Here is a 24,934-nt window from a genome sequence, read left to right as displayed (position 1 = left end):
CGGTYCCGGGACCGCCACGATCGGAATCGGTCGTGTGGCTGGTTCCGTTTGCCGGCCGATCCCCTGGTGGGTTGGCCGTTATATTGGTTTTGCGGTGGTCATGGCCCAGGTGAGACGCCCGGTCCCTTTCCGAACCCGGAAGCTAAGGCCTGGCTGCGGCGATGGTACTGCACTCGAGAGGGTGTGGGAGAGTAGCGCGCCGCCGCATTCTACTTGAGGGGGTTCCCGTCGAGCGTCACGCTCCGGGAACCCCCATTTTTTTTATTGTTCCGTCTTGTCTTTTTCCGGGGGTTCCCTTCGGGCGCATCGCCCCGGGAACCCCTTCGGCGGGAAGGGGTTCCGTCCCTGTCTGTTCCGGAGCCGGCTTTTCCTCAATATGACGCATGGCCGCCGGAGCGTTTCCCGCCACGCCATCCCTTCCAGAGAGAGCTACGAAATCGAGTATCAGGGTGAGGTGGCAGGCACGATTCGATATAATCGATACCCAGGAACTCGGCGTTCCGCTCACGAGGGAGCGTGGCATGGGCTTTCCGGGAAATGGAGGATGCTCTTGGCAGTGGCAGGGAACAATCCCGTCGATGAGGACGCGGAGGCGCTCGAGGGGTTTCTCACCGACTCCGAATGCCTGGATCCCCTGCGCAAGTGGACGAGCGGGTTCAACGCGTTCGACGTTCTCGGAATCACGAGCTCCGAGAACCGTCACAGCAACGTGCTCGCATGGCTCATGAATCCCGACGGGAACCACGGATTGCATGATGGCGTAATCCGCGGTTTCGTCGACTATGCGGCCAGGCATGCGGAGGACGACGGGGTGTTCGACGATCTGCTCATGGACTGCGACGGATTCTCGATCCGACGCGAATGATGCCACATCGACATCCTCGCCGTGAACGACGAGGCGGGATACGTCCTTTGCATCGAGAACAAGGTCTTCTCCGGCGAGCACGACAACCAACTGGCCAGATACCGCAGCGGGATAGAGAGGGAGTTCCCTCATTACCGGCATCGTTTCATATTCCTCACTCCAAGCTCTTGGGATGCCTCTGAATCCGACTGGCTCTCCATGGGCTATAAGGACGTGCTCGACATCATCGGCCACGCGGTCGAGGCGTCCACGCCGGCACCGGAGCCGGCACGGTTCATCTCGGAATACATGGATACCGTGAGGAGGAACATATTGGAGGACAGGGATCTCGAACGCGTCTGCGCGAAAATCTACGCGAAGCACAGGAAGGCGTTGGACCTGATCTACGAGCACAGGCCGGATGCGGTCTCCGCCATCTCGGATTGTTGTCGGGAATGGAGCAGAGAGGTATCCGGGAATGACGGGATGATCAGGTTCCACGAGGACACGGGCGATAAATGGAACACGGTGTTCGTTACCAACCTTCTGCTCAGGCTTTTTCCCGGCGTCGATGAGCCGGGCGGTTTCTGGGGAGGGCGTTGCCCCTGCGTCTACCAGATCCATGTGAAGGACGACAGGGACGTCCCCAGCGTGAGGTTCCAACTGGTTTTCAACTTCGACGGTCTTGACGAAAAACTGAGGGAAAAATGCGGGGAGACGATCCGCGCGATCAACGAGGTGAATGCTCCGACCGCCAGGCCCGGAAAGCATTGGTGCACCATTCGAATCACGGAATACGCATCGGTCCCCATCGATTCCGAAGAGGACTGGGACAATTCGTTGAGAAAGACGCTCGACAGTGGCCTCAGACATCTCGGGAATCTCGAGGACAGGCTCTCCGAGACCCAACGGGTCAGGAGTCTGATTGCCGGCGCATCCATTCAGGAATAGGCATCCGAACCGGGTGACGTCCGTCGTGACACGGATGGGAGGCAGGAGCATACGCGGGAATACGAGTGCCGTTTGGACATCGGATGCTCGTGTTCGGCTTCCTGTGGGAAAGAATGTTTGTTTTCCCGGTTGGCCGCTTACGGCTGGACGCGTCCCGGCCTGGACCATCGGCCGGAACGAGGGCGGCGGCAACGGCGTCGGGGTCGCGCGGAGGCCTTCCATAAGGCATGCGTTCCGCCGGGGGCGGTGAACGCGGCCTCGAGCCGCCGTTGCCGCCTCACGAGCCCGCAGTCCGCGGTCCTCTCCATCGGAAGGGAGACGATCGGGGAGACGCGAGGGATATCCCAAGGATCTCATGGCTCCGAACGCAGGGGATCGCCATTCTCGTGTCCTCCGGGTGCCGGCCAGTGTCTTTCAAGCGCCGGTCGGCGGCGACGGGAAACCGCTCGCCGTTGTCCTTCGTGACGAACGGGCTCCGATGGATGCGCTCCATCGCCGGTCCGAAGCGGCATGCCCGAACGCCCGGCAATGCATTAGGAGCGGCGCATCGCTAGCACGGGCAGGTACGCCGCGTCGGTGCCCGTGGCCAGGGCGACCGTCATGGGCAGCGAGCCGACCGTGCCGGTCTGGTCGACGACCAGCGGCACCCTGCCGTGGCGGCCGGCCCGCTCGTACAGGGAGCGCATCTCCCGCTCGCCTTGGGCCACGGGCCCGTCCCACAGGCGCGCGCCGTCCATGCCGGCCAGCCGCGCGTGGTGTGTGCCCTTGCCCACGTCCGGCCCGAGCACGCACCCGTATCCCATGCCGTCCAGTCGTTCCATCGCCGTCTCCCTCGCAGTCGTCATCGGTTGCGGCGGGTCCTGACGTGGGCGCCTGCACCCACATTACGAAGACGATCCACCGTCGGGTAGAATCGGTTCAGGTGTCCTGGTTCCTATCGGCGGTCACCACACGTCCGGTTCCCCGGCGGCGACACTCAGTAAGCCGTCCGTCCTGACGACGGCGGCGGGGAGATGAAGCCGTACCGGGACCGGGACCCACACAGGCTCCGCTCTCTCATGAAACCCACTCGACAGGGTGATGGGAGGGAAGCGCGGCGCAGCCGTTGGGAAACTGCGTCGGCCTTCGGCCGATTCGATTGTTTGACAGACACTTTCACAATTACGGTCGATGTCATAATTGGAGAATCGTCGGAAATGCCCGGAACGGGAACGGAGACGCGCATACCATAGCTTGCGTTCCCATGGAGCCGTGGAACGGGGAAGTCGCTGTGCTCGCGCGACGTTGCGCCTGTCATGCGACGGCATAAGAAAAGCGGCTTTTCCGGTTCTTCGGTTCTACGGCCCCATTTTGGTATCGGGCCGATACGGATGATCGGCTGGTATGTGATGTTTCTGGTGGCTGTGTCGTTGATGATTTCGATTTCGGTGATGTAGGCTCAAAGGCAGATCTATTACGATGGGTGTAGGCCGTTGGCATCGTCGCGATATCGGTTTCGGCGAGCTTCGGTCGTTTGTGCAGGCACGGTGAGGAGATGCATTATGGAGGCCGCGGAGAACAGGCAACCGACAATTTACGATGTCGCTGCGGAGGCGGGCGTTTCCAAGTCCATGGTCTCCCGTGTGATGCTCGGCAAGGACGGTGTGCGTCCGGAGAAGGTGGAGCGGGTCCTTGCCGCGGCGGAGAAGCTCGGGTATGTCCCGAGCGCCATGGCCAGCGGTCTGGCGTCGAGGCGTACGAAGACGTTGGGCGTGGTGGTCAGGAACGCGAAACTGCCGTTCTACGGGTTCCTGCAGAGCGCGATGCAGAAGCGGGCGCGTGAGCGTGGCTATCAGATGGTGTCCATCAGTGGTGTGGAGGAGTTGCCGGCTGATGATGCGCGTGCGGCGTTGCGTGATCTGATCGCCCTTCGCGTCGAAGGGCTCATCGTGTGCTCGGCCATGTTGTCGGTGGAGGATTTCGCTCCGTTCGTGGACCGTATCCCGTTCGTGATGGCCGGGCATGAGGATTCGACCCGTACGGTGTCGTCGGTGTTCTGCGATGAAGGGGACGGCGGTCGCAGGCTCGCCCAGTACGTGCATGATTTCGGACATCGGGAAGTGGCCGTGTTTCTGGTTCCCAAGGAGTATTCGATCAGCCAGTACAGCCGTGGCGTGGCTATGATCGGGTTGCTCAGGGAGCTCGGCATTTCCGTGAAGATACTGGACGTGCAGGCTGCGGGGGAGATGGGCGCCCTGGTGGACGAGGCGTTGTGCCATCCCCGGGTCACCGCGTACATGTGCCCGTCCGATGTGGTTATGCTCGAGGTGATGGACGAGTTGCGCCGGCGCGATGTCTGCGTGCCTCGAGATGTTTCCGTGACCGGTTATGACGGTTTCGGGCCGCTCGCGTCCCCGTATCTCGGGTTCACCACGTATCGTCAGCCGTTGGAGGAGATCGGCTTCCGCGCGGTGGATCTGGTGCTCGAACGTCTGGATGACGGGGAGCATGCGGTGGAGGCGATACCTGTCAAGGGGGAGTTCATCCACGGGCGTACCGTGGCTCTTCCCCGTTGGGAGGCCCGGTGAGCGGTGGTCGCCCCTGCAGGGCGGTGTGTTCCGTCCCGCGCCGGGTGTCCTGGGGGGTGCCTCGGATGTCTTTCCCGGGCCGGTTCCCTGGTTTTCGTGGTTCTCATGACGGCAGCAGGGCGAATCCCCTGGCTGCGGCGTAGCCTAGGGTCCATGCCAGGGGCAGGGTCGCGGCCCATGCGGTGAGGATTCTCCCGACCTCTCCCCAGCGGATCCTGCGCCAGTCGTTCGTCTGACAGGTGCCGATGAGCGCGCCGGAGATGGATTGGGTCATGCTGACGGGGCTTCCCAGCGTCGAGCTGACAAGCACGGCGAGGGAGGCCGCCCACAGGGTGACCCACGTCTGTCTGGAGTCGGGCACGATGGTGCCGCGTTGCAGGGCGGTGGCCCCTTTGGGCATGCCGGTGAGGACACCCGCAAGGAACGCCGCGGTGACGGTCGCGGTGATCGCGACGTCGTGTGTGGCGGCATCCAGGCCGGTTCCCATGGCGGCGGAAAACAGGGCTATCATCTTCTGCCCGTCGTTGCTGCCGTAGGCGAGGCAGGTGAGCAGGAACCCGAGGAAGACCATGGTGGTCGAGGACCGCGGCGTCCGGGAACGGGCCAGCAGGTATATTGTGCGCGAGATGGCGAACGCCGCCAGGGGAGAGAGCACCGCTATTCCAAGAACGCGCAGCACCAATTGCCAGTTGGGCTGTCCTCCGGCGAATCCCGTCCCGGAGGACGCGCCGACCAGGGCGAGCGTGATCGAGGTGGGCACGCCGCCACCGTTGAGCGCCAGCAGGGTGACCGATGCCGCGATGAGCACCGTTGCCAGCAGAATCGGGTCGTGCGCGTCACCTTCAGTGGGGGACACCATGGCGACTACCGTCTCTCCGACGCGACTGTTGATTGCGGGCAGCAGGACGACTGCCGCCGACAGCATCAGGAAGGGGACAGCTGTGACCCGGCGCGTGGCCTTGAGATTGATGGCCACCAGCGGCGAGCCGTCATTCCTTCCTCCGAGCAGGCAGAACACCAACGCCAACATGGGAATGGTCCACATTTCTCAACCTCCTTGCTGATAACGCTCCCCATACTGTAATTACTGAGTTTCTAAATTTAGCATTGAGTTCAGATAATGTTCATTGAAAACTTAAAAAACTTGAAATAACACCGATTAGACTTTTTCGTGTCGAAAGGATATACTATAAATCACTGGGAGCGCTCCAAAGATGGGGTGGTCCCGCAAACCAACGAATAGAGAAGCAACCGATAACCATAAACACCGCACCCGGAATCCCCCGCGGATGCGGTTCGTAATCAAGAGACGTAGACAGGTTCTTCCGTGCCAAGTGGCTGGGACGGTCAAGGACAGAAAATAGAAAGGAAAACACGGGAAATGGTGTCATCAACCAAGTCGCCGAAATCCCCGCGAGTCGCCAGGACGCGCGGCGGACGTGTGACGAACGTTCTCGCGGCAAGGAATCGTACGGTCGGCGCGGCCATGCTGGTTCCGGCGTTGGCGTTGCTGGTCGTGTTCGTGTTCGGCCCGCTGGTGCGCGTGGCCATGATGAGCATGCAGGGCACGGACATCTTCGGTTCGCCCTCCGGCTTCGTCGGGCTGGAGAACTACAGGACGGTGCTTACGGACCCGATGTTCGTTCGGGTGCTCATCCAGACGTTCCTCTACGCCGTGCTGGTCGTGGTCGGGCGTATCGCGCTGGGTGTGCTGTTGGCGATCCTGCTGACCCGGCGCATCATGGGCATCAAGGTGCTGCGCGTGGCCATGACCTCGATCGTGAGCGTGTCCGTGGCCGCCGCATCCCTGGGGTTCCTGGCCCTGTTCGGCTCGACCGGCGTCATCAACTCGATGATCGGGAGGTTCGGCATCCGCCCGATCGGATTCCTGACCGACCCGAAGTGGGCGTTCTTCACGGTCACGTTGGTGACCATCTGGACCGGTCTCGGATTCACCCTAATCCTGCTGTGCGCCGCGATCGACGGCGTGGACCAGGAGATCCTCGAGGCCGCGCGCATCGATGGCGCCTCCGAGGCCCGTATCCAGTGGTCCATCGTACTGCCCCTGATCACGCCGACCCTGTTCTACATCGCCGTGACCACATGCATCGAGGCCCTGCAGGCGTTCGCCCAGATCAACATCCTGACCAAGGGCGGTCCCGGCCAGGCGACCACGACCATCACGTATAACATCTACACCGCCGCATTCAACGCGGGCAGCGCGAACTTCGGCATCGCGTCCGCCCTGGGCGTCGTGCTGTTCCTGTTCGTGTTCGTCCTGACCCTGCTGCAGTTCCGCTTCCTGGAAGGAAAGGTGAACTACTGATGATCCAGAAGCGTTCTCCCGTCAGCCAGGCCCTGTGGGCCGTGCTGGCCTTGGCCGTGACCATCTTGGTCATGCTGCCTGTCCTGTACATCTATGTGGGTGCGTTCTTCTTCGACGCCAACGGCCTGTTCAAGGGCTTCACCCTGGGCAATTTCGCCCGCGCCATGTCCCAGATGCCCCTGGCCCAGCAGCTGGGCAACAGCATCATCGTGACCATCTGCCAGACCGCCGGCCAGATCGTCACCGCGTTTCTCGCGGCCTACGCCATCGTGTTCTGTAACCTGAGGCGCCCGGGCATGTGGATGATGGTGTTCCTCATGAGCATGATGGTGCCCGGTGAGACCACGCTCCTGTCGAACTATCTCAACATCGCCAACTGGGGTCTCATGGACACCATCCCGGCGGTCTTCCTGCCGTTCCTCGTGCAGGGCTTCACCGTGTTCCTGTTCCGTCAGGCGTTCCGCTCCTTCCCCAAGGAGCTGCGCGAGGCCTCCCTGATCGATGGCGCCGGACACCTCAGGTTCATGGTCGACGTGCTCCTGCCCATCGCCAAGCCCACCATCATCGCCGCGACCATCAACGCCATGGTCGCCGCCTGGAACGGCTACTTCTGGCCCCTGCTCGTGACCAACAAGCCCGAGCACCGCACCATCCAGGTCGGCATCACCCAGCTGAGCGGCACCGACGGCTCCAACATCGGCGTGGTCCTTGCGGGCGCTGCCATCGCGGTCATTCCCGCGATGATCCTCACGCTCACGTTCAACAAGTCCCTGCGCGGCATGAGCGTCGCCGGTAGCATCAAGTAAGCGCAATCATCGTCCGTTCCCCAAGGCGGACCTCTACACAAAGCAACCAATCCCCATTCACAGGGAACCCCGCGAGGCCATCGGGCACCGCGGAACGATTTTCGGCCGGCGGCCAGCGAGCCAGCCGGCACAACAAGAAAGGAAAACGCACCATGAGGAAGTCCAACCTGCTGAAGGCGGTCGCGGTCGCGGTCCTGCCCATGCTCGTCCTGTCCGCCTGCGGCTCCACGTCGGACACCAACGCCGATGCGAAGACCGGCGAGCAGACCGTCACGTTCTGGTACTCGAACTCCGGCCCGGCCGTGGACGCCATCAACCAGCTCGTCTCCGAGTTCAACGACGCCCACAAGGGCAAGATCAAGGTCGAGGCCTCCTACCAGGGATCCTACTCCGATGTGCAGCAGAAGTTCTCCGCCGCCGTCCAGGCCAAGTCCACGCCCTCGATCCTGCAGATGAACGACACGTCCACCGGCTATATGATCGACAGCAAGATGACCACCCCGGTCTACAAGTTCGCCGAGGGCGACTCCGACTTCGACACCGCCGACTTGCAGCCCGTGGCCCTCAAGTACTACAGCGACGACAACGGCCTGCTGTCCCTGCCGTTCGCCATCAGCCAGCCCGTGACCTACATCAACAACAAGCTCGCCGAGGAAGCCGGACTGGACGTGTCCAACCCGCCGACCACGTTCGACGAGGTCGTCGAATGGGCCAACACCATCCACGAGAAGACCGGCGCATACGGTTTCTCCATGAACATGGTCGACTCGTGGATCCTGGAGATGCTCTCCGCCAGCAGCGGCGAGCTCATCGCCACCCCGGACAACGGCCGCGGCGGCAAGGACGTCACCGGCGTGAACATGACCTCCAAAACCCAGCTCGACATGTTCCAAAAGATCGTCGACATGTTCAAGGACGGCACCGCCCTGAACCCCGGCACCGACTCCAGCTCCATGATGACCGCGTTCACCTCCGACAAGCTCGGCCTGGTCCTGACCTCCTCCGCCTCCTACACGTCCCTGCTGCCCGGCGGCTCCACCTCCAACGTGACCGTCGCCCAGTTCCCGCATGACGCCTCGAACAAGAAGGCCGGCACCCCGATCGGCGGCAATTCCCTGTGGATCGTGGCCGCCGAGCAATCCGAGGCCGAGCAGAAGGCCACCTGGGAATTCGGCAAGTACATGATGACCCCGCACGCCCAGGCCGTGTTCGCCAAGGCCTCCGGCAACCTGTTCGCCAACACCAAGGCCGTCGACGAGACCGAAGGCAAGGAGGCCCTGGCCGATCCGAACGTGCAGGTGTTCTACGACCAGCTCGCCGCCAACCCGTCCACCAGCGTGTCCCTGGGCGCCCGCACCGGTGCCTACCCGTCCATCCGCAAGGATGTGATGGCTTCCTTCAACGAGGTAGTCAGTGGTTCCAAGGACCTCAAGACCGCCATGCAGGAGGCCCAGACCCAGTCCGCCAAGGACATCGCCACCTACAACAAGGCCGCAGGCAAGTAAACGCCCGCGATACCCGCAAACCCCAATCGGCCTTCCCGCCCCGGCCTTCCCTCCCGGGGCGGGAAGGCCTGTACCACCCATAGCCTCCCGGCAGTAACAAAGGAGCCGACATGAACACCGCAGCCACCCCCATTCGATTCGGACGCGAACAATACGCGCAGATCAACGCCGATCTCAACCAGGCATGCGCCCGCTCGCCGTTCGTCATCGCCGCCCACCGCGGCACCCCGCGCGGCGACATCCGAGAAAACACGCTTAATAGCGTCCTCGCCACCAAGAAAGTCAACGCAGACATCGCCGAGATCGATGTGATCCGCTCCACGGACGGCGAATACTTCGCCTTCCACGACGGCACCGAGATGGCCCGCCTGCGCATCACCGACGACATCCTGTCCAAGACGGCCGCCGAACTTGATGAACTGCGCTACACCGAATACCCTGGCGCCTACTACGGCAACGTCGAAAGGGTCGCCCATATCCTTTCGAACGCGCCCGACATCCTCATCAACATCGACCGTTCCTGGCGCTACTGGGGCAGCGGATTCCTCGACTGGCTCGACCAGTTCCACCTGGAAAGCAAGCTCATCCTCAAATGCCCCGTCACCGGAGGCTTCCAGCAGGCGCTCCACGACCATGCGACCAAATACATGTTCATGGGCATGATCCAAAACCCCGACGAACTCGATCTGTTCGTCAACGACGAACAGATCAACACGGTCGGCGTCGAACTCGTCGCCACCACCGAGGACACCCCGCTCGCCGACCCCGCGATCTTCGCCAGGATCAACGAACTCGGCCTGTACGCATTCGTCAACGCTCTCGACCTCGGCAACGGATACTGCGGCCTCAAGGGCATGGATGACACCCGCTCCATCCTCGAAGGCCCACGGGCAGGCTGGGGCGCCCTCCTCGCCCTTGGCGCCGACGTCATCCAGACCGACTGGCCCGAGAAGCTCGACGAATACCGCCGCATCATCTCCTGACGAACGACGCTCCCCTCCTCCTTCCTCCTCCCAACGGTCCCTGCGGCCGGGCAATCCATCCACATGGACGGCCCCGGCCGCAGGGACCGCCTGCCCTGAACGTACCCACAAGAAAGAAGGTGCCACAATGCCGTGGTTCAACGCGAAGAACCCTTCCGACAAAGACCCCGTCATGAGCCTGCTCCGGGAACAGGTCGCCACCACCCGCAAAGGCGTATCCATCGCCCTTGACGCCATCGAAGGCCACACCGGCATCGAGGAATCCCGGAAAAACGTCAACGACATCGAACACGAAGGCGACGAGACCCGAGCCAAGGTCGTCCACGCGCTGGCCAAGGCATGGACCACGCCACTGGACCGCGAGGACCTGTTCCGATTCTCCCGATCCATCGACGACGTACTCGACAACACCCGCGACTTCGTACGCGAACTCCACCTCTGGCAAGGCAACGCCGGCGAACACGCCGACGTCGCCCTGACCCACGTGAGCGTCGCCCTGCGAGACCTCGAACTCGCCATGGCCGCCGAAGGTGCCGACATGCGCAAATACTGCCTCGAAGCCAGCAAGGAATCCGCGCGCGTACGCCGCGCCTACGAATCCGGCCTCGCCACCGTCTACACCGGCGAAATCACCATGGACACCCTCAAAACCCGCGACTTGCTACGCCGTATCGACGTCATCGGCCTCAGACTCGGCGAATCCTCCGACGCCATCCTCGACGGACTCGTCAAACGCGGTCTGTAACCACTCGGACGTTCAACGCCATCAGACAGAACAACACGTATAGAAGGGCCCGCCGCCAAAGGCCCTATGCGGACAATGATCGCAAGGAAGCAGCAATGCGTAAGAAGCTGATTCTTGATTTGGATACCGGTATCGATGACGCGATGGCGATTGCGTATGCGTTGGGCAGTGCGGATGAGGCGGATCTGATCGGCGTCACGGCCGCGTACAGGAACGTGGCCGTGCCGTTGGTGGCGCGCAATGTGTTTTGCGCAACCACCGCGGACTGCCCGAGGAGCACATGCTCCGCGCGTGCGAATGGGTGTGCTACATGAAGACCGTGTACCCGCGGCCGGAATCGTTCATTCCCGACGATCCGCTGGAGGACAGGAAGGCGACGTCTCGCCCGCATACGGGGCCGGCGTCGACTGGAACGAATTCCACACCGGCACGCGACATCCCAACGGCACCGACTGACTCCGAGAACCAGACCTAAAGCGCCACAAAATTCCTATAAGCCTGGATAGAGTATTTTTCTTATAGACGTTATAGCAGGCGATCGCGGTGCCGATCCCAACGAAGAGGCCGATGGCATGCCGGTTCCGTCCCGAAATCGAAAATTCCTGTTCGATGGGACGTCGCATGTCTCACGGAACCACGAATTGATGGATGCGTCTGCCGCCTCCTCGACAAACGCAGCCAGACGTCCCACGGCGAGACCGTGGAGGCGCGGGACGTGCCGCCGTTCGAATGACCGGAGAAGCAGGTGCTGAACACGGAACCTGTTCAGCACCTGCTTCTATCTTATATAGAGGCTATGTATTCCAGCCGTTCCGGCTGGCTCCGGGGCCTACGCGAAGGCGAGTTCGCGCGTCAGGGCCTCACGCATGAGCTGGCTCCGGGTCTCGCCCCGGCTCTCGGCGCGCCTGTCCAACGCGTCCCTCTGCGCCTTCGTCATCTTGAACGTGACGCTCACCAGTTCCCCGCCGTCGAGCGCGGGCCTGCCCTGCGGGCGCACGACCCACTCTCCCGGGATCCCCGGGTACTCCTCGCGCTCGGCTTCGTCGGCCATGCGCCCGAAATCCGCGTCGCTGAGCGTGACGCCGCCCTTGAGCCTGTATTCCATGACGGTCTCCTTTCTAAAGATCCAGCTCCCGCGCCATCTTCCTGGTGAGCCTCATGTCGTGGGAGACGATGAATCCGCCGTCCTCCTGCTCGGCCAGCAGCGGCTCGACCAGGTCGCCCGACTCGTCGGGCCCCGCCGCCGCGTAGATGCAGGGGATGTCGAAGTTCCGGTGTCTGACCGCCGTGGCGTTGCGACACGCGCATCGGATGTCCTCTTCCGACAGCCCGTGTTTCAGGGCGCGGGGCGGGATGATGGTCTCTCCCTCCAATGGTCCTCCGGATGTCGCCCTTAATTGTCTTACTTTATTGTAGCACGATTAAGTGGGATGGTCACGATGGGATCACACCGGTCGTGTGGCTGGTTCCGTTTGCCGGCCGATCCCCTGGTGGGTTGGCCGTTATATTGGTTTTGCGGTGGTCATGGCCCAGGTGAGACGCCCGGTCCCTTTCCGAACCCGGAAGCTAAGGCCTGGCTGCGGCGATGGTACTGCACTCGAGAGGGTGTGGGAGAGTAGCGCGCCGCCGCATTCTACTTGAGGGGGTTCCCGTCGAGCGTCACGCTCCGGGAACCCCCATTTTTTTTTATCCGCTCGCGTCCCCTTTTCATCCGTCTCCCGGTCCTTGCTCCCCGTGGCATGCAGGAGTTTTTATTTTGCGGCACCTTTGTATCGCATGGTCTGTCGGCGTGACTGTTATTAATGATGTGATGAGTCTCACGCGTTATACCCGCGCGGGTTCCAGAGAATCACGTTACGATAGAAAACGGCAGAAGCCAGATGATTGACAATCAGCGAAAGGACCGATGATGACTCTTCTGCAGCATGAACTGACCGATTTTAAGGTGAACGCGTTCCAGAACGACGAGTTCCATGAGGTGACCAAGGCTGATGTGCTCGGCCACTGGTCCCTGTTTTTCTTCTACCCGGCTGATTTCACTTTCGTGTGCCCCACTGAGCTTGAGGATCTGGCTCGCAACTACGCCAAGTTCAAGGAAATCGGATGCGAAATCTACTCCGTCTCCTGCGATACCCATTTCGTGCACAAGGCATGGCATGATGCCAATGAAAAGATCGCCAAGATTCAATATCCAATGCTTGCTGACCCGACCGCTCTATTGGCCAAAGATCTTGATACCTACAACGAGGTCGATGGCATGGCTGAACGCGGTGATTTCATCGTGAGCCCCGAAGGCAAGGTCGTGGCCTATGAAGTCATCTCCTCCAACGTTGGACGCAATGCCGAAGAACTACTACGCCGTGTGCAAGCCTCTCAGTTCGTCCACGAACATGGCGATCAGGTCTGCCCTGCCAACTGGACTCCGGGCGAGGACACCATCGAACCTAGCCTCGATCTTGTTGGCCAACTGTGATCGTTATTTGACGGACGGATTGTCAATCTAATCCGACGGGTTGTCCGGAGAACCTCCGGGCAACCCCTTGAACAGACAGATTAAGGCGCGAAGGGATTCATTATGTCTCGAAATGATTTGTACGATGTCATAGTTGTCGGCGGCGGTCCCGCTGGTCTGACGGCGGGATTGTATCTGGCCCGTGCCCGATATCGCGTGCTGATTCTCGAGAAAGACGATTTCGGCGGACAGATCACCATCACCAATGAGGTGGTCAACTATCCGGGTGTCGGCCGCACCACTGGCCGTGAGCTTACCCAGACCATGCGTCAACAGGCGCAGGACTTCGGCGCTGAATTCCTTTCCGCCGAAGCCATCGGCCTCGACGTGCATGGCGACGTCAAAACCGTGCATACTTCACGCGGCGACTTAAAGGCTTTCGGTATTCTCATCGCCACCGGCGCCAGCCCACGCAAACTAGGGTTTGAAGGGGAATCCGAATACGCTGGCCGCGGTGTGGCCTACTGTGCTACCTGCGATGGCGAATTCTTCACCGGCAAGGAAGTACTGGTGGTCGGAGGAGGGTTCGCAGCAGCCGAGGAATCCGTGTTCCTGACCACATACGCCTCCAAAGTCACCGTTCTCGTGCGGGAACAGGATTTTACTTGCGACGCCACGGTGGCCGCCGCAGCCAAAAACAATCCAAAAATCGACGTGCGTTACCAAGTCGAGCTGCAAGGCGTCACTGCCGGTCAAGGCGGTTTGCGTGAAGCTACGATCCTGAACCGGGCCACCGGCCAGACCGAAACGTGGAAACCTGCTGACGGTGGCACGTTCGGCGTGTTCGTGTTCGCAGGATATGTGCCCGCCACGAATCTGGTGCGCGGTGTGGTGGAACTGGACGATTATGGTTACGTGGTCACGCACGGCTATCTCGAAACATCGGTGCCCGGCGTGTATGCGGCCGGTGATCTGCGGGCCAAAAACCTGCGGCAAGTTGTTACTGCCACCGCCGATGGTGCTATTGCCGCGGTGGAGTTGGAACGGTATGCCAAGCGGATGAGCGAGAAAACCGGTTTGATACCACAGCGCCCGACCTCTTGCGTCTACGAGCAGTCCACGGCGAAGACAGATGCCGCCTCGTTGGCTGACACCACGCCCGCACCGGCACCCGTCAAACGCAGCACCGATGCCGCTGCCGCAGCAAACGCCGTCAGGAAGCCCGGCGAATTGTTCTCCGACACCACCAAACAGCAGCTCAACGTGGTCTTTAACCGTATGTCTCGCCCGGTCACGCTTGCTTTGGAACTGGATGATACGCCGCTGTCCACGGAACTGCGGGGATTCATTGATGCGATGGTCGCGTTATCCGATGGCAAGCTGAAATCGGTAGTGGTCGATGGTGAGTACGAGAAGGATGATGCGGGGCGTGCGGTATTCGACGTGGAACACGTGTTGCCGGCAGCACGTCCATGCGTGCGCATGGTGGTGGATGGCAAGCCGACCGGCCTCGCCTTCCATGGCGTGCCCTCCGGCCATGAATTCAATTCGTTCGTGCTGGGCCTGTACAACGCGGCCGGTCCCGGTCAGCCGTTGGGCGATGATCTGATCGAACGGGCAAAGTCCATTGCAAGCCCGCTGAATATCATGATTCTCGTCTCGCTCACCTGCACGATGTGCCCGGAGACCGTGCTTGCTTCCCAGCGCATCGCCTCGCTGAACCCGGCCGTGCGCGCCGAGGCCTACGATGTTGCGCACTTCCCCGAGCTTAGGGACCATTATGGTGCGATGAGCGTGCCTTGCATCGTCATCACACGGGCCGACGGCACGCAGCGGGTCGAGTTCGGCAAGAAGAGCATTCCGCAGATGCTCGAATTGGTCGGCGCGTAACCGCGATTTGTTTCGACTGGCCGCCGGACGGTCTTGTAATGCGGGCGGGGAGGTCTCTGCCCGTTACAGGAGCATATATGAGAACGCCTCGGCTGCTGAGCCGGTTCATCACAGCAGCCGAGGCGTTTGATAAAGACTTTTAGGAATCTTACTTGCTGAAAACCTTCTTGAACAAGGTAGAGGAGGCTTTGGCGAAGGCGAACTGGCTGAGGCCGGCATCCATGGAAACGGTGTTGGCGCTGGCGATCTGGTCGAAGGTATTGTTCTGCATTTTTCTTCCTTTCACCCGGCTCGTCGTTTCGTTTGTTGGTTCATGCTTCGTGCGGAGCCGTTTTTCTGTTGTGGCTTCATTGTAGGCATACCTCTGATGTGAAATCTCGTCAGTTTCATCGCTTCTTTTGTATCTTCATCTGGTAAACAGAGATAAATGATTGTGACGGAGACAGGCGGAGACATGCTGCATATGCAGGGGTGCTTCGTGGAAAGGATGGCAACGATGTTGTTGGCAGGCTCATTCAGACGGGTTAAGAAGAAAGAGAAAAACTATGATAAATGCAACGGCGAAGCCGGATACTTCCGGGATACGCAAGCCGAAGCGCGAGTACATAGGCATGTTGTATTGTCTTCCATACGTGTTGGTCTTCCTGTTCGGCATGATCATCCCGATGTTCTACGCGCTTTATCTCAGCTTCTTCAAGCAGTCCCTTCTCGGCGGTACCACATTCGCGGGCTTCGACAACTTCACCCGAGCATTCAAGGATGAGGCTTTGTGGGGCGGCTTTAAGAATGTGCTGATTTACGCGGCGATTCAGATTCCGATAAATCTGATTCTGTCCCTTGTAGCGGCGCTCATCTTGGACTCCTAGAGAATCCGCCATATCGCAGTGCCGCGAATTTTGCTGTTCCTGCCTTATGCCGTCCCAGGCGTCGTTGCAGCGCTGATGTGGGGATACATTTACGGCGATAAGTATGGTCTAGTTGGCCAAATTTTTCATATGATGGGTGTGCAAGCCCCCAACATGCTGTCGGAACAACTCATGCTGTTCGCTATCGCAAACATCTGCACTTGGTGCTTCCTTGGCTACAACATGCTGATCTATTATTCTGCACTGATCGGCATCCCGAACGACCTGTCTGAGCTGGTGGCGGATCTCGCAGCGGAGAACCAGAACATCATTGGCATCAAGGACACTGTCGACACCATCAGCCACACCAGGAAGGTCATTGCTGCCCGTTCGGCCAGGCATGGATGTGCCGGAACCTGTTCGACGAGTATCTGTTCAACCAGGATGCATCGTACCTGTCCCGCATTTGGCCGATCATGCGGGACACCGCGCGATTCTGCATGGATTTCCTATCGGAGACGGAACATGGACTGGCCCCGTCCCCTGCAACATCACCGGAGAACTGTTTCTTGGTGAATGGAGAACCGGTATCCGTTGCGCTGTTCGAAGCCCACAGAGATTACACTGAACGTTCTGGGGACTGATATGGGACGTGTCGTACTGTCTCCAGATAAGCCATTCAAGGGATCCATCCGGCGTTAACGTTGAGAATATGCCGCGATACCAGCGTGTCACCATTCCTCAGGACATCGCCTTGTTGGACAATGCTGTTCCGGACGAGGGCTTGCAAGACATGCACTTCAACGAGCTTAAGACATCCCTCTACCGGCATGCGGAAGATGAGCGCATGCATGTAACTGAGTATCGTAATGTGAACGATCTCATCAAGAATAAGAGCAAGCATGCTGGTTTTATTTCAATCGGTCCGGCACCGTTTGAGAAGAATGTGCTCCTACGATTGCACATGAGGTTTTCCGCAAAACTGGTGGTCAGGGACAGTTTCGTGCCATCTTTATGAAAACCATATGAAAGAGGCCTGATGTCCAACCCTTGGGGCTTGGGCATCAGGCCTCTTTCCTGATATGAGCAGAGGACGCGGCATGCGGAAAACATGAATCCATGCCGCATCTTCTGCGTTATGAAGCATCGTCACCGGTTAATCCAAGGTGAAGGAACCTTGCAAGACAATGCCGTCCCTCCTCCACAGGAAGGAGTAGAGGAGGGACGGCATTGTCTGATCGTCAGATCAGTTCGAGATTGACATCGAGGCTGATTGGCTGATCGGCGGGGATGTGATACTGGGAGTGGACCGGAGACATCCAGGAATCGTCGCCTCCGACACCCATCTGCGCGGCGAGCACACGGAGGAACATGTGCTTTGGAGCCGGCAACTCGTCTTGGTGCTGGGCTTCTTCGATCATGAAGCTGGAATACGGCTGCAGGCTCACAGCGAACGGTGCGGCACCATTCGCGCGGCTGACTCGCAGACCATGTCCATTTTCATCGGTGATCTCCGCCCAACGGACCTCCTCGTGGTTGCCCGTCTCCTGCGGCATGAGATACGGAGCATGATCCTTGAACGCATCGGTGCTCCACACGCCCAGCTTGGCGTGCTTGCGATCCTGGTACGTTTCCTCGGGACCAGCGCCGAAGAACCTCAGGTTCGAATACTGGACCGGCAGAGTCCATTCGATACCAAACGCAGGAATGGTGGGTAGCTCGCCGGACTCGCCCGGATATTCCACATGCAGGTTCAGACGGCCAGTGGTATCGGCGGTGTATCCGACGGTGACCTTGGTGCACTGCGGCGTGGCAAGCTCATACGTGTATACGGCCTTGAGCGTGTCTTCATCGACCTGTTCGATGACATTGTCCACGCAGCGGGCGTAACGGCCGGCCGTCATCCACTGGGCTCGCTCGAATCCATGGCCGGCGCCACGATCGTTGTCCGTCAGCGCGCGGAATGTGGTGATCGCCGGGCGACGCAGCACGAATTCGTGACCGTCGAACGTGTAGGAAACCAAACCGCCCTGGGTGCGAGAAAGAAGAATCTCTCGTCCGGAACCCTGAACACCCGCGTTCCAACGGCCAACAGTGACGATGCCATCCGCAGGCAGAGCCGCGTCTTCGGCTGCCTTCGTTCCGGCTACAATAGTCTGGCCGAAGGCGAGTTCGTACCCGGCAGGAGCCCAATCGGTCGCCTCAGCGAGGCGCTGGGACACTTCAAGCACCAGCTCATCGGCATTGGCGCGGTAGAGATCCACCGGCCATTCGACATCGAACGTGCATGCTGAATCGGCGGGTACGTCGAAGCGACGCTCGGACTGCCATACCGGCTCTCCGTCAGCGAGGATGCGCAGCACGAACTGGTATCCGCCGGTCGAGATGAACAGATTGTCGTTCTTGATGGACACCGAACGATCGGTCACGTCGATATGGACGTTGGAATACAGCTGCTTGACTTCCTGGGCCTTCGGCGCGGGAGTACGGTCGGCGAAGACCAGTCCGTTGCCGGAGAATTCGTAATCGCTCGGACGGTCGCCGAAGTCTCCGCCATAGCACAGACGGGTGGAACCGTCCGGCTGGGTGGCATAGATCGCCTGATCAATGAAGTCCCAGATGAAGCCGCCCTGATAGTGCGGGTAGCGCTCCAGTGCCGTGTATTCGTCCAGATTGCCGACTGAGTTGCCCATTGCGTGCATGTACTCGCAGGAGATGTACGGCTTCTGCGGATCGTTCTTGAGATATTCCTCAACCACATCGGCATGCTCGTACATGCGGGTTTCGATGTCGGTCACATCGTCGTAGTCGCGGTTCTTCGTCACACCCTCGTAGTGCACGGGGCGGTTCGGATCGATGTCATGCACATGCTTGTACATGGCGCGGAACACATCGCCGGTGTAGGACTCGTTGCCGAGAGACCAAATGACCACGCTCGGGTGATTGTAGTCGCGGCGCATCATGCTGTTGACACGATCGACGCAGGCACCTTCCCAATGTGCCTTGCTTCCTGGAACCGCGGTTTCGGCGGTGACCACGTCGCCGGGCAGGCACCAGCTGCCATGGGTTTCGAGATTGGTCTCATCGATCAGGTAGATACCGTACTCATCGCACAGATCGTACCAACGTTCCTGGTTCGGATAGTGCGAGGTGCGGATGGCGTTGATGTTGTGACGCTTGCAGAAAATCACATCATCGATCATGTCCTGCTCGGTGATGGAACGGCCGCGCTTGGCGTCGAACTCGTGACGGTCCGCGCCCTTGAACACGATGCGTTTGCCGTTAAGGGTCATGATGCCGTTTTCGATGCGGAAGCGACGGAAGCCGACCTTCTGAACGGCAGCTTCGACGATGTTGCCGGCCTGGTCGATGACGTTGACTTCAAGTTCGTACAGAGATGGGCTTTCGGCGCTCCACGGCTCGAGGCCCTGCAAGGAACCGCTTGCGAACGTGGTATTGGCGTCGGCGTTGGTCGAGGCCTCCCATACTACGTTGCCTTCGGAATCCTTCAACGTGGCCGAGATGGTAGCGGCATCGGAGGCGTTGCGCACGGACAACGCGGCGTCAAGAGAGGCGGTGCCGGACTCGGCGTCCCAATCGGCTTCGAGTTGCATGTTCTCGACATGGACGTGGGGCTGCGCCGTCAGTTCGACGGAGCGGAACAGACCGTGCAGACGCCAGAAGTCCTGGTCTTCAAGCCAGGATGCGCTGGAATACTCGTAGCAGGCGACCGCTACGACGTTCTCTCCGTCATGCAGCAGGTCGGTGATATCAAACTCGTTGGGAGTGAATCCGTCCTCGCCGTAACCTGCGAACAGGCCGTTGACCCATACGTAGATTGCGGTTGCCATTCCATGGAAGACGATGGAGACGCTTCCTCCGGACTCCTTGGTGTCCGCAAGACGCTTGGACACAACGAACTTCTTGCGGTAGAGCGCCACGTGATTGTTTTCCGGAACATTCGGCTCCAGCGGATTCTCGTGGCCGTCCCACGGATACTGGATATTCACGTACTTGTTCTTCAGCAGGCCTGCCATCTGCAGATGGCCCGGAACCTGGGCGCGGCAGAAAGAGGAATCATCGAAGTTCTCAGCAACGAATGGCTCTTCGTTGAAGTCGATGTCGGAAGCCTGTACGATTTCGACGCGCCATTCTCCGTCAAGGCTTTGCGTGAGATCGGAGTGCTCGCCACTCTGCGGATCATGCGTGAAGCACTTGTGGTTGGAGTGCGCCGGCGTGCGGTTGACTTCGAACACAGTCGCGTCGGTCAGCCACGTTTCGGATGCGTGCTCAACACGATTGCTGTTTGCCATGTTTCCTGCTTTCTTTCATTACTTCGTTGTGAATGATGTGGAAGCTAAACTTCCTTTACTGGTAATGATAAATGTTTTTTACTGAAAAAGCAAATCGTATTTACCGTCACGGTTCCCTCTGTTTTTCAAGCATTCCCATAAACATGTTTAAGTCGATGACGGACAGGCTTTTGCATTATGGGAACCATTGCAACACGCCGGCAAAAACCTTGATTACTAATGTTTTTTACTTCCGTTTATAAAACGGCGTATAGTGGCATTACAAGATCAATGGGTGATCTCAGCTCTAACTATCTTAGAGGAGAAGAAAAATGAGCAACGCAACAGCCGCGGACGGTGGAGTCCGCAAGGGGAAGCTTGGCCAGCGCATCGCCTACGCATGCGGTAACTTGGGTCAGTCTGCCTTCTACAACGCAATGAGCACGTACTTTGTTGTGTACGTGACCAGCTGCCTGTTCTCCGGCGTCGACAAGGCGTTGGCGACCAAGCTTATCGGCGTCATCACCAGCCTCGTGGTGATTATCCGTATCGCAGAAATCTTCATCGACCCGTTGTTGGGCAACATCGTCGACAACACCACCACCAAATGGGGACGCTTCCGTCCTTGGCAGTTCATCGGCGGTGCCGTTTCGGCCGTGCTGCTCGCCATCGTCTTCAGCGGCATGTTCGGTCTGGTGAACGTCAACACCACGCTGTTCATCGTGCTGTTCGTCATCACCTTCGTCGTGCTCGACGTGTTCTACTCCCTGCGAGATATCTCCTACTGGGGCATGATTCCGGCACTGTCCTCCGACTCCCATGAGCGTTCCACCTACACCTCTCTGGGATCCTTCACCGGTTCCATCGGCTACAACGGCATCACTATCGTCGTCATCCCGATTGTCACCTACTTCAGCTACATGTTCACCGGCAAGAATGCCGAAAGCCAGAGCGGCTGGACCGCATTCGGCATCATCGTTATGCTGCTCGGCATCCTCACTGCTTGGACCGTTGCCTTCGGCACTAAGGAAAGCACCAGCGCCCTGCGCGCCAAGGCTCAGAAGAACGGCAACCCGCTCGAGGCGTTCAAGGCACTGTTCCAGAACGACCAGCTGCTGTGGGTCGCCCTGTCCTACCTGCTGTACGCCATCGCCAACGTGGCTACCACCGGCGTGCTCCTCTTCCTGTTCAAGTTCGTGCTCGACAACCAGGCTGCCTACTCCGCGACCGGTGTCATCGCACTTGTGGCCGGCCTCATCATGGCCCCGCTGTACCCGAGCCTGAACAAGCGCATCCCACGCCGCTACCTGTACATCAGTGGCATGGTCTCCATGATTGTCGCTTACGTTCTGCTGGGTCTTTTCTCCACCAACATCGTCGTGGTGTTCATTGCACTGGTGCTCTTCTACGTGCCGGGCACGCTCATCCAGATGACCGCCATCCTGTCGCTGACCGACTCCATCGAATACGGCCAGCTCAAGAACGGCAAGCGTAACGAGGCCGTCACCCTGTCCGTCCGCCCGATGCTCGACAAGATCGGTGGCGCCCTGTCGAACGGCATCACCGGCTTCATCGCCGTCGCAGCAGGTATGACCGGCAGCGCCACTGCAGCCGATATGACCCCTGCGAACATCCACACCTTCGAAGTCTGCGCCTTCTATGTGCCGCTCGTTCTGATCGTGCTCAGCCTGCTGGTGTTCACCTTCAAGGTGAAGATCAGCGAGAAGATGCACGCCGAAATCGTCGAGCAGCTCGAAGCCAAGCTCGCGGCCGGTGAGATCTCCGACGAGGAAGCCAAGACGGTCGAGACGGTTGAAGCCATCAATGAGAAGGCCAAGCTGACCGAATAAATAACCAATACTTGACATCCTTCCTTTCTCTCTGATGGAGGCCCCAATTTCGATTGGGGCCTCCATTGGTATATGCACTGTTTTATAGCCGTTCAAAGTTTGTCAGATGAACAAAACGAACGATGTCCCGGAGCATAATGCAACCAATGTTGTTTCGCTTTTTCGCTCAAGGCATATCTTGCCATGTTCCGAGGTGAACCATGTATTTTAGCGAATGACCAATCGAAGAATCGAATTAGATTTCATTGTCTCGGATGAGAAAGTCCCAGCTTTACAGGGGGTATTAATGACATTCATCTCACGGGCGGCGCGCTATGTGCTCAGAAAACGAGTGCGCACCGCGGTGCTGTTCATCGTGCTGACCATCATAACGGCGAGTATGCTGTCCGCAACCGCAGTTTCTCGGGCAGCGCAACATGAGGCCGGACAGATTGAGAAACAGGCGGTCGGCGGATTCGTGCTGGCCAGTAACCTGCAAGGCAGCATGCTGACACCTCGCGGAGGTGGAATGGTTCGTCCCGCCGATGTGCAACGAATCTCGAAACTGCCTGGGGTTGACTCGTACATGGTCAGACAGAACGCCACCGCCGATCTCGTGGGAGCCAGCGTGGTGAAGGTCCCTGGCGGCGATGATTATGATGCGGAGAAAGAACAGCAGTTCGGCAATGCGGCCAACGTCATGGGCACAAACGATTCGTCAAAACTCAATGTGTTCACGTCGCACACGCTCGGCATGGTCGAAGGACGCCATCTAAAGGCATCCGATAAGCATATGTCGATGATCCATGAGGATCTCGCCAAAGCCAATGGTCTTAAAGTCGGCGATACCCTCACACTCAAGGCCAATCCATATGATGCCGACAATGAGTCGCATTCGACGGCAACTGTCAAAACCACCATCGTTGGAATATTCAAAGGAGACAGCGATAGGAAGGTAGCCAGCCGCGCGGAACTCACCTCCAACACTGTGTACACCGATTTGGACACTACAAGTACTCTGTACCAGTACAAGGCTGGCAAGGAAATATATCAGGATGCCACTTTCGTTCTGGACAAGGGTGTCGATGTGGAGAAAACCATGGAAGCGGCGAAGAAGCTTCCAGTGGATTGGAACAACTATCAGATCACGCGCAATGACCAATATACGTCAAGTATGCTGAATGCCGCCCGAGGTGTGCGTTCCATGATGCGCAGCGCTTTGATCGGCGTGACCATTTCTGCTGTGATAGTTCTCAGTCTCATGCTCTTACTGTGGATGAACGATCGACGTCAGGAGATGGGCGTATTGGTGTCCCTCGGCATCGGCAAGCCATCCCTGATCGCCCAATATCTAACCGAGATGATTCTGATTGGTCTGCCGTCCCTGGTCTTCGGATGGTTGTGCGCACGAGGAGTGGCCCAATGGCTTGGCACCTCGGCCCTCCGTTCCGTGAACGCCTCCGCGGCGAAGGAGCTGAGCAGCATGGGGCAAGTCGGCGGCGATCTCGAGTCCAATATGTCGGTTCGCACCTTGGATTCGCTCACGGTATCAATCGATACGAACGCCGTACTGTATGTATCGCTCGGCCTGCTGGCGGTGATGCTGGTCTGCGTCGCCATATCGTGCATACCGATGCTGCGCAAGTCGCCGCGAAGCCTGTCGGAGCTCCGATGATGGGCATGAACGTGTGGAAGCGTGCCGCGCTGGCAATCGTACGTAAACCGGTACGCAGCGGAATCATCGGACTGCTGATGCTGATGGTTTTCACCAGTCTTGTGGCTCAGGTTGGAGTGTCAACGGCGCTTCAGAAAATGTCCGACGATATCGGCAGAAGCATGGGAATAGGTTTTACCGTCGACACAGGCGAGAATCCTGCAAGTCTAAAGGAAGCGAGCCGGTTCTCGCGCATCCCCGGCGTAGAAAAAACCGTTTACGAGCGTAAGACCTTGGCAGGGGTGGATGGAGCGCATCCGGTTGTCCCCGAACATGGTCCTCGGCTGGATTCCGGTCTATCCACGCAGGTTAGCGTGCTGGGTACCACTGACTCCTCGTTGTCCGAAGAGTTCCAAAGCGGTCTGTACCGGTTGGAACAAGGACACCACATTTCAGGTAATGGCCGGAACGTACTGATTCACCGGGATTTCGCACGTGAGAATGGGCTATCGGTGGGATCAACACTCCGGCTCAGTCAGGAAGACCGCGATTCCACCGTTCGCGTGGCCGGAATCTTCTCTGGCAATGTACAGGCACAGAGCCCTATGCCATCAGATGCATCGGAGAATCTTATCTATGCGGGTGCCCAAGTGGTTTCCGCGCTGACTGGAGAGGAACGGGTCGGCACGATCCGGTGCCTCTCGGATAATCCGCAGGCTCTCTCCGCTGCAGTGGCCCAAGCAAAGAAAATCGCTGGAAGCAAGTATGGCGTTACCGATGATTCGGCACGGCTTTCCGGCGTGCTGCAGTCGGTGGAAACGGTGCGCGATCTGGTTCGTATGGTGCTGTTGTCCGTTTGCCTGGCTGATGTGTTGGTACTGGGCATGGCGCTTGTCTTCTGGATTCGCTCACGTATCCATGAGATAGGCACCCTTCTGGCTCTCGGCATCGGCAAGATGCAGATTATCGCCCAGTTCGCAATCGAAACCGGTCTCATGGCTGTAGTCGCCGCCCTGTGCTCGCTGGGCACGGGCTCCCTATTGTCTGGATACGTGTCCTCGCTCCTGCTGCACGATTCGGGAGTCGCGCCTCTTGAATCATTGCAGGTGGAGGCTCTGCCGCCAGAACAGACGCTGCTCATCCTGCTGCTCGGATGCGCGGTCATCGCGATCGCGCTCGCCGTGTCGTGCGCCGCAGTGCTGGCCAAATCCCCGAAATCCATTCTTTCCTCTATGCGTTAGGAGA

At 59.2% G+C, this 24,934-nt stretch carries 20 protein-coding genes, 2 rRNA genes and 4 pseudogenes; 20 read left to right on the top strand and 6 right to left on the bottom strand.

Annotated features, from left to right (window positions below):
- Nucleotides 1–90 precede the first annotated feature (90 nt).
- Both rrf (CE168_RS05760) and CE168_RS05750 read left to right on the top strand, forming a co-directional pair.
- Nucleotides 91–208, top strand: a 5S ribosomal RNA gene (rrf, locus tag CE168_RS05760).
- 168 nt (nt 209–376) lie between these two features.
- Nucleotides 377–1,795 (top strand): annotated as a pseudogene (locus tag CE168_RS05750) (PDDEXK-like family protein).
- Nucleotides 1,796–2,328: 533 nt separating this feature from the next.
- Here CE168_RS05750 and CE168_RS05745 read toward each other — a convergent pair.
- On the bottom strand, nt 2,329–2,616 hold the full coding sequence (locus tag CE168_RS05745) for an IS110 family transposase (protein ID WP_143433401.1): 288 nt from the start codon (nt 2,614–2,616) through the stop codon (nt 2,329–2,331).
- Nucleotides 2,617–3,336: 720 nt separating this feature from the next.
- Here CE168_RS05745 and CE168_RS05740 point away from each other — a divergent pair.
- On the top strand, nt 3,337–4,362 hold the full coding sequence (locus tag CE168_RS05740) for a LacI family DNA-binding transcriptional regulator (RefSeq protein WP_099571482.1): 1,026 nt from the start codon (nt 3,337–3,339) through the stop codon (nt 4,360–4,362).
- Nucleotides 4,363–4,465: 103 nt separating this feature from the next.
- Here the strand turns inward: CE168_RS05740 and CE168_RS05735 are convergent, their stop codons facing one another.
- Nucleotides 4,466–5,407, bottom strand: coding sequence for an inorganic phosphate transporter (locus CE168_RS05735; RefSeq protein WP_099571481.1), 942 nt, complete (start codon nt 5,405–5,407; stop codon nt 4,466–4,468).
- A gap of 396 nt (nt 5,408–5,803) precedes the next feature.
- On the opposite strand from CE168_RS05735, the gene CE168_RS05730 reads away from it, so the two are divergent.
- The 7 genes and pseudogenes from CE168_RS05730 to CE168_RS05700 form a co-directional block, all read left to right on the top strand.
- Nucleotides 5,804–6,688, top strand: a complete 885-nt coding sequence (locus CE168_RS05730; protein ID WP_236824335.1) for a carbohydrate ABC transporter permease — start codon at nt 5,804–5,806, stop codon at nt 6,686–6,688.
- On the top strand, nt 6,688–7,494 hold the full coding sequence (locus tag CE168_RS05725; protein ID WP_099571479.1) for a carbohydrate ABC transporter permease: 807 nt from the start codon (nt 6,688–6,690) through the stop codon (nt 7,492–7,494). The genes CE168_RS05730 and CE168_RS05725 overlap by 1 nt, the downstream gene beginning before the upstream one ends.
- Before the next feature lie 152 nt (nt 7,495–7,646).
- Complete coding sequence (locus tag CE168_RS05720) at nt 7,647–8,999, top strand: ABC transporter substrate-binding protein (protein WP_099571478.1); 1,353 nt, start codon at nt 7,647–7,649, stop codon at nt 8,997–8,999.
- 110 nt (nt 9,000–9,109) lie between these two features.
- Nucleotides 9,110–9,982: a glycerophosphodiester phosphodiesterase family protein gene (locus tag CE168_RS05715; RefSeq protein ID WP_099571477.1), complete on the top strand. Its 873-nt coding sequence runs from the start codon at nt 9,110–9,112 to the stop codon at nt 9,980–9,982.
- Between the two features lie 127 nt (nt 9,983–10,109).
- Nucleotides 10,110–10,727, top strand: a complete 618-nt coding sequence (locus tag CE168_RS05710) for a DUF47 domain-containing protein (protein WP_099571476.1) — start codon at nt 10,110–10,112, stop codon at nt 10,725–10,727.
- Between the two features lie 95 nt (nt 10,728–10,822).
- Nucleotides 10,823–10,969 (top strand): annotated as a pseudogene (locus CE168_RS05705) (nucleoside hydrolase); the annotation flags it as partial.
- 2 nt (nt 10,970–10,971) lie between these two features.
- Nucleotides 10,972–11,183 (top strand): annotated as a pseudogene (locus CE168_RS05700) (IS256 family transposase); the annotation flags it as partial.
- Nucleotides 11,184–11,556: 373 nt separating this feature from the next.
- Here the strand turns inward: CE168_RS05700 and CE168_RS05695 are convergent.
- Together CE168_RS05695 and CE168_RS05690 are read right to left on the bottom strand one after the other, a co-directional pair.
- A complete protein-coding gene (locus tag CE168_RS05695; protein ID WP_099571475.1) occupies nt 11,557–11,832 on the bottom strand; it encodes a CopG family transcriptional regulator in 276 nt (91 codons plus the stop codon).
- A gap of 13 nt (nt 11,833–11,845) precedes the next feature.
- On the bottom strand, nt 11,846–12,100 hold the full coding sequence (locus CE168_RS05690; RefSeq protein WP_099571474.1) for a hypothetical protein: 255 nt from the start codon (nt 12,098–12,100) through the stop codon (nt 11,846–11,848).
- A 141-nt stretch (nt 12,101–12,241) separates the two neighbouring features.
- Between CE168_RS05690 and rrf (CE168_RS05685) the strand changes: the two genes are divergently transcribed.
- The 3 genes from rrf (CE168_RS05685) (at nt 12,242) to CE168_RS05675 (ending at nt 15,069) form a co-directional block, all read left to right on the top strand.
- Nucleotides 12,242–12,359: ribosomal RNA gene (gene rrf / locus CE168_RS05685) — 5S ribosomal RNA — on the top strand.
- Nucleotides 12,360–12,636: 277 nt separating this feature from the next.
- Nucleotides 12,637–13,200, top strand: coding sequence for an alkyl hydroperoxide reductase subunit C (gene ahpC / locus CE168_RS05680; RefSeq protein WP_039776050.1), 564 nt, complete (start codon nt 12,637–12,639; stop codon nt 13,198–13,200).
- A gap of 102 nt (nt 13,201–13,302) precedes the next feature.
- Nucleotides 13,303–15,069 (top strand): FAD-dependent oxidoreductase, encoded by a 1,767-nt coding sequence (locus CE168_RS05675; protein WP_284703051.1) that lies wholly within the window; start codon nt 13,303–13,305, stop codon nt 15,067–15,069.
- Nucleotides 15,070–15,217: 148 nt separating this feature from the next.
- On the opposite strand, the gene CE168_RS09255 is transcribed toward CE168_RS05675, so the two are convergent.
- Nucleotides 15,218–15,340 carry a hypothetical protein gene (locus tag CE168_RS09255; RefSeq protein WP_004223384.1) on the bottom strand — a complete coding sequence of 41 codons (123 nt, stop codon included), beginning with the start codon at nt 15,338–15,340 and terminating at the stop codon, nt 15,218–15,220.
- A gap of 274 nt (nt 15,341–15,614) precedes the next feature.
- Here CE168_RS09255 and CE168_RS09175 point away from each other — a divergent pair, with 274 nt between their 5' ends.
- The 4 genes and pseudogenes from CE168_RS09175 to CE168_RS05660 all read left to right on the top strand — a co-directional run bounded on the left by CE168_RS09175 (nt 15,615) and on the right by CE168_RS05660 (nt 16,932).
- On the top strand, nt 15,615–15,935 hold the full coding sequence (locus CE168_RS09175) for a carbohydrate ABC transporter permease (protein ID WP_236824334.1): 321 nt from the start codon (nt 15,615–15,617) through the stop codon (nt 15,933–15,935).
- Nucleotides 15,936–16,190: 255 nt separating this feature from the next.
- Nucleotides 16,191–16,301 (top strand): annotated as a pseudogene (locus tag CE168_RS09085) (dihydrodipicolinate synthase family protein); the annotation flags it as partial.
- 17 nt (nt 16,302–16,318) lie between these two features.
- Nucleotides 16,319–16,558: a glycosyl hydrolase family 95 catalytic domain-containing protein gene (locus CE168_RS09340; protein ID WP_410050791.1), complete on the top strand. Its 240-nt coding sequence runs from the start codon at nt 16,319–16,321 to the stop codon at nt 16,556–16,558.
- A gap of 68 nt (nt 16,559–16,626) precedes the next feature.
- Entirely contained in the window at nt 16,627–16,932 is a 306-nt protein-coding gene (locus CE168_RS05660) for a hypothetical protein (protein WP_180753714.1), read from the top strand.
- A 223-nt stretch (nt 16,933–17,155) separates the two neighbouring features.
- On the opposite strand, the gene CE168_RS05655 is transcribed toward CE168_RS05660, so the two are convergent.
- Nucleotides 17,156–20,227, bottom strand: a complete 3,072-nt coding sequence (locus CE168_RS05655) for a glycoside hydrolase family 2 TIM barrel-domain containing protein (RefSeq protein ID WP_099571472.1) — start codon at nt 20,225–20,227, stop codon at nt 17,156–17,158.
- A 311-nt stretch (nt 20,228–20,538) separates the two neighbouring features.
- Between CE168_RS05655 and CE168_RS05650 the strand changes: the two genes are divergently transcribed.
- The 3 genes from CE168_RS05650 (at nt 20,539) to CE168_RS05640 (ending at nt 24,930) form a co-directional block, all read left to right on the top strand.
- Nucleotides 20,539–22,056 (top strand): glycoside-pentoside-hexuronide (GPH):cation symporter, encoded by a 1,518-nt coding sequence (locus CE168_RS05650; protein ID WP_099571471.1) that lies wholly within the window; start codon nt 20,539–20,541, stop codon nt 22,054–22,056.
- A gap of 286 nt (nt 22,057–22,342) precedes the next feature.
- Nucleotides 22,343–23,710: an ABC transporter permease gene (locus CE168_RS05645; protein WP_099571470.1), complete on the top strand. Its 1,368-nt coding sequence runs from the start codon at nt 22,343–22,345 to the stop codon at nt 23,708–23,710.
- The gene (locus CE168_RS05640) at nt 23,707–24,930 is read left to right on the top strand and encodes an ABC transporter permease (RefSeq protein ID WP_099571469.1); all 1,224 of its coding nucleotides are present in this window, start codon (nt 23,707–23,709) and stop codon (nt 24,928–24,930) included. The genes CE168_RS05645 and CE168_RS05640 overlap by 4 nt, the downstream gene beginning before the upstream one ends.
- Nucleotides 24,931–24,934 lie beyond the last annotated feature (4 nt).

It is taken from the genome of Bifidobacterium sp. N5G01 (assembly GCF_002742425.1).
Lineage (GTDB): Bacteria > Actinomycetota > Actinomycetes > Actinomycetales > Bifidobacteriaceae > Bifidobacterium > Bifidobacterium hominis.
The sequence above is the reverse complement of the archived record's forward strand: the minus strand, read 5'-3'. Positions and strand labels throughout refer to the sequence as shown.

What these genes read in the sequence shown, in the direction of transcription:
- CE168_RS05745 (WP_143433401.1), bottom strand. Translation starts at nt 2,616, where the DNA reads ATGGAACGACTGGACGGCATGGGATACGGGTGCGTGCTCGGGCCGGAC.
- CE168_RS05740 (WP_099571482.1), top strand. Translation starts at nt 3,337, where the DNA reads ATGGAGGCCGCGGAGAACAGGCAACCGACAATTTACGATGTCGCTGCG.
- CE168_RS05735 (WP_099571481.1), bottom strand. Translation starts at nt 5,407, where the DNA reads ATGTGGACCATTCCCATGTTGGCGTTGGTGTTCTGCCTGCTCGGAGGA.
- CE168_RS05725 (WP_099571479.1), top strand. Translation starts at nt 6,688, where the DNA reads ATGATCCAGAAGCGTTCTCCCGTCAGCCAGGCCCTGTGGGCCGTGCTG.
- CE168_RS05720 (WP_099571478.1), top strand. Translation starts at nt 7,647, where the DNA reads ATGAGGAAGTCCAACCTGCTGAAGGCGGTCGCGGTCGCGGTCCTGCCC.
- CE168_RS05715 (WP_099571477.1), top strand. Translation starts at nt 9,110, where the DNA reads ATGAACACCGCAGCCACCCCCATTCGATTCGGACGCGAACAATACGCG.
- CE168_RS05710 (WP_099571476.1), top strand. Translation starts at nt 10,110, where the DNA reads ATGCCGTGGTTCAACGCGAAGAACCCTTCCGACAAAGACCCCGTCATG.
- CE168_RS05695 (WP_099571475.1), bottom strand. Translation starts at nt 11,832, where the DNA reads ATGGAATACAGGCTCAAGGGCGGCGTCACGCTCAGCGACGCGGATTTC.
- ahpC (WP_039776050.1), top strand. Translation starts at nt 12,637, where the DNA reads ATGACTCTTCTGCAGCATGAACTGACCGATTTTAAGGTGAACGCGTTC.
- CE168_RS05675 (WP_284703051.1), top strand. Translation starts at nt 13,303, where the DNA reads ATGTCTCGAAATGATTTGTACGATGTCATAGTTGTCGGCGGCGGTCCC.
- CE168_RS09255 (WP_004223384.1), bottom strand. Translation starts at nt 15,340, where the DNA reads ATGCAGAACAATACCTTCGACCAGATCGCCAGCGCCAACACCGTTTCC.
- CE168_RS09175 (WP_236824334.1), top strand. Translation starts at nt 15,615, where the DNA reads ATGATAAATGCAACGGCGAAGCCGGATACTTCCGGGATACGCAAGCCG.
- CE168_RS09340 (WP_410050791.1), top strand. Translation starts at nt 16,319, where the DNA reads ATGTGCCGGAACCTGTTCGACGAGTATCTGTTCAACCAGGATGCATCG.
- CE168_RS05660 (WP_180753714.1), top strand. Translation starts at nt 16,627, where the DNA reads ATGCCGCGATACCAGCGTGTCACCATTCCTCAGGACATCGCCTTGTTG.
- CE168_RS05655 (WP_099571472.1), bottom strand. Translation starts at nt 20,227, where the DNA reads ATGGCAAACAGCAATCGTGTTGAGCACGCATCCGAAACGTGGCTGACC.
- CE168_RS05650 (WP_099571471.1), top strand. Translation starts at nt 20,539, where the DNA reads ATGAGCAACGCAACAGCCGCGGACGGTGGAGTCCGCAAGGGGAAGCTT.
- CE168_RS05645 (WP_099571470.1), top strand. Translation starts at nt 22,343, where the DNA reads ATGACATTCATCTCACGGGCGGCGCGCTATGTGCTCAGAAAACGAGTG.
- CE168_RS05640 (WP_099571469.1), top strand. Translation starts at nt 23,707, where the DNA reads ATGATGGGCATGAACGTGTGGAAGCGTGCCGCGCTGGCAATCGTACGT.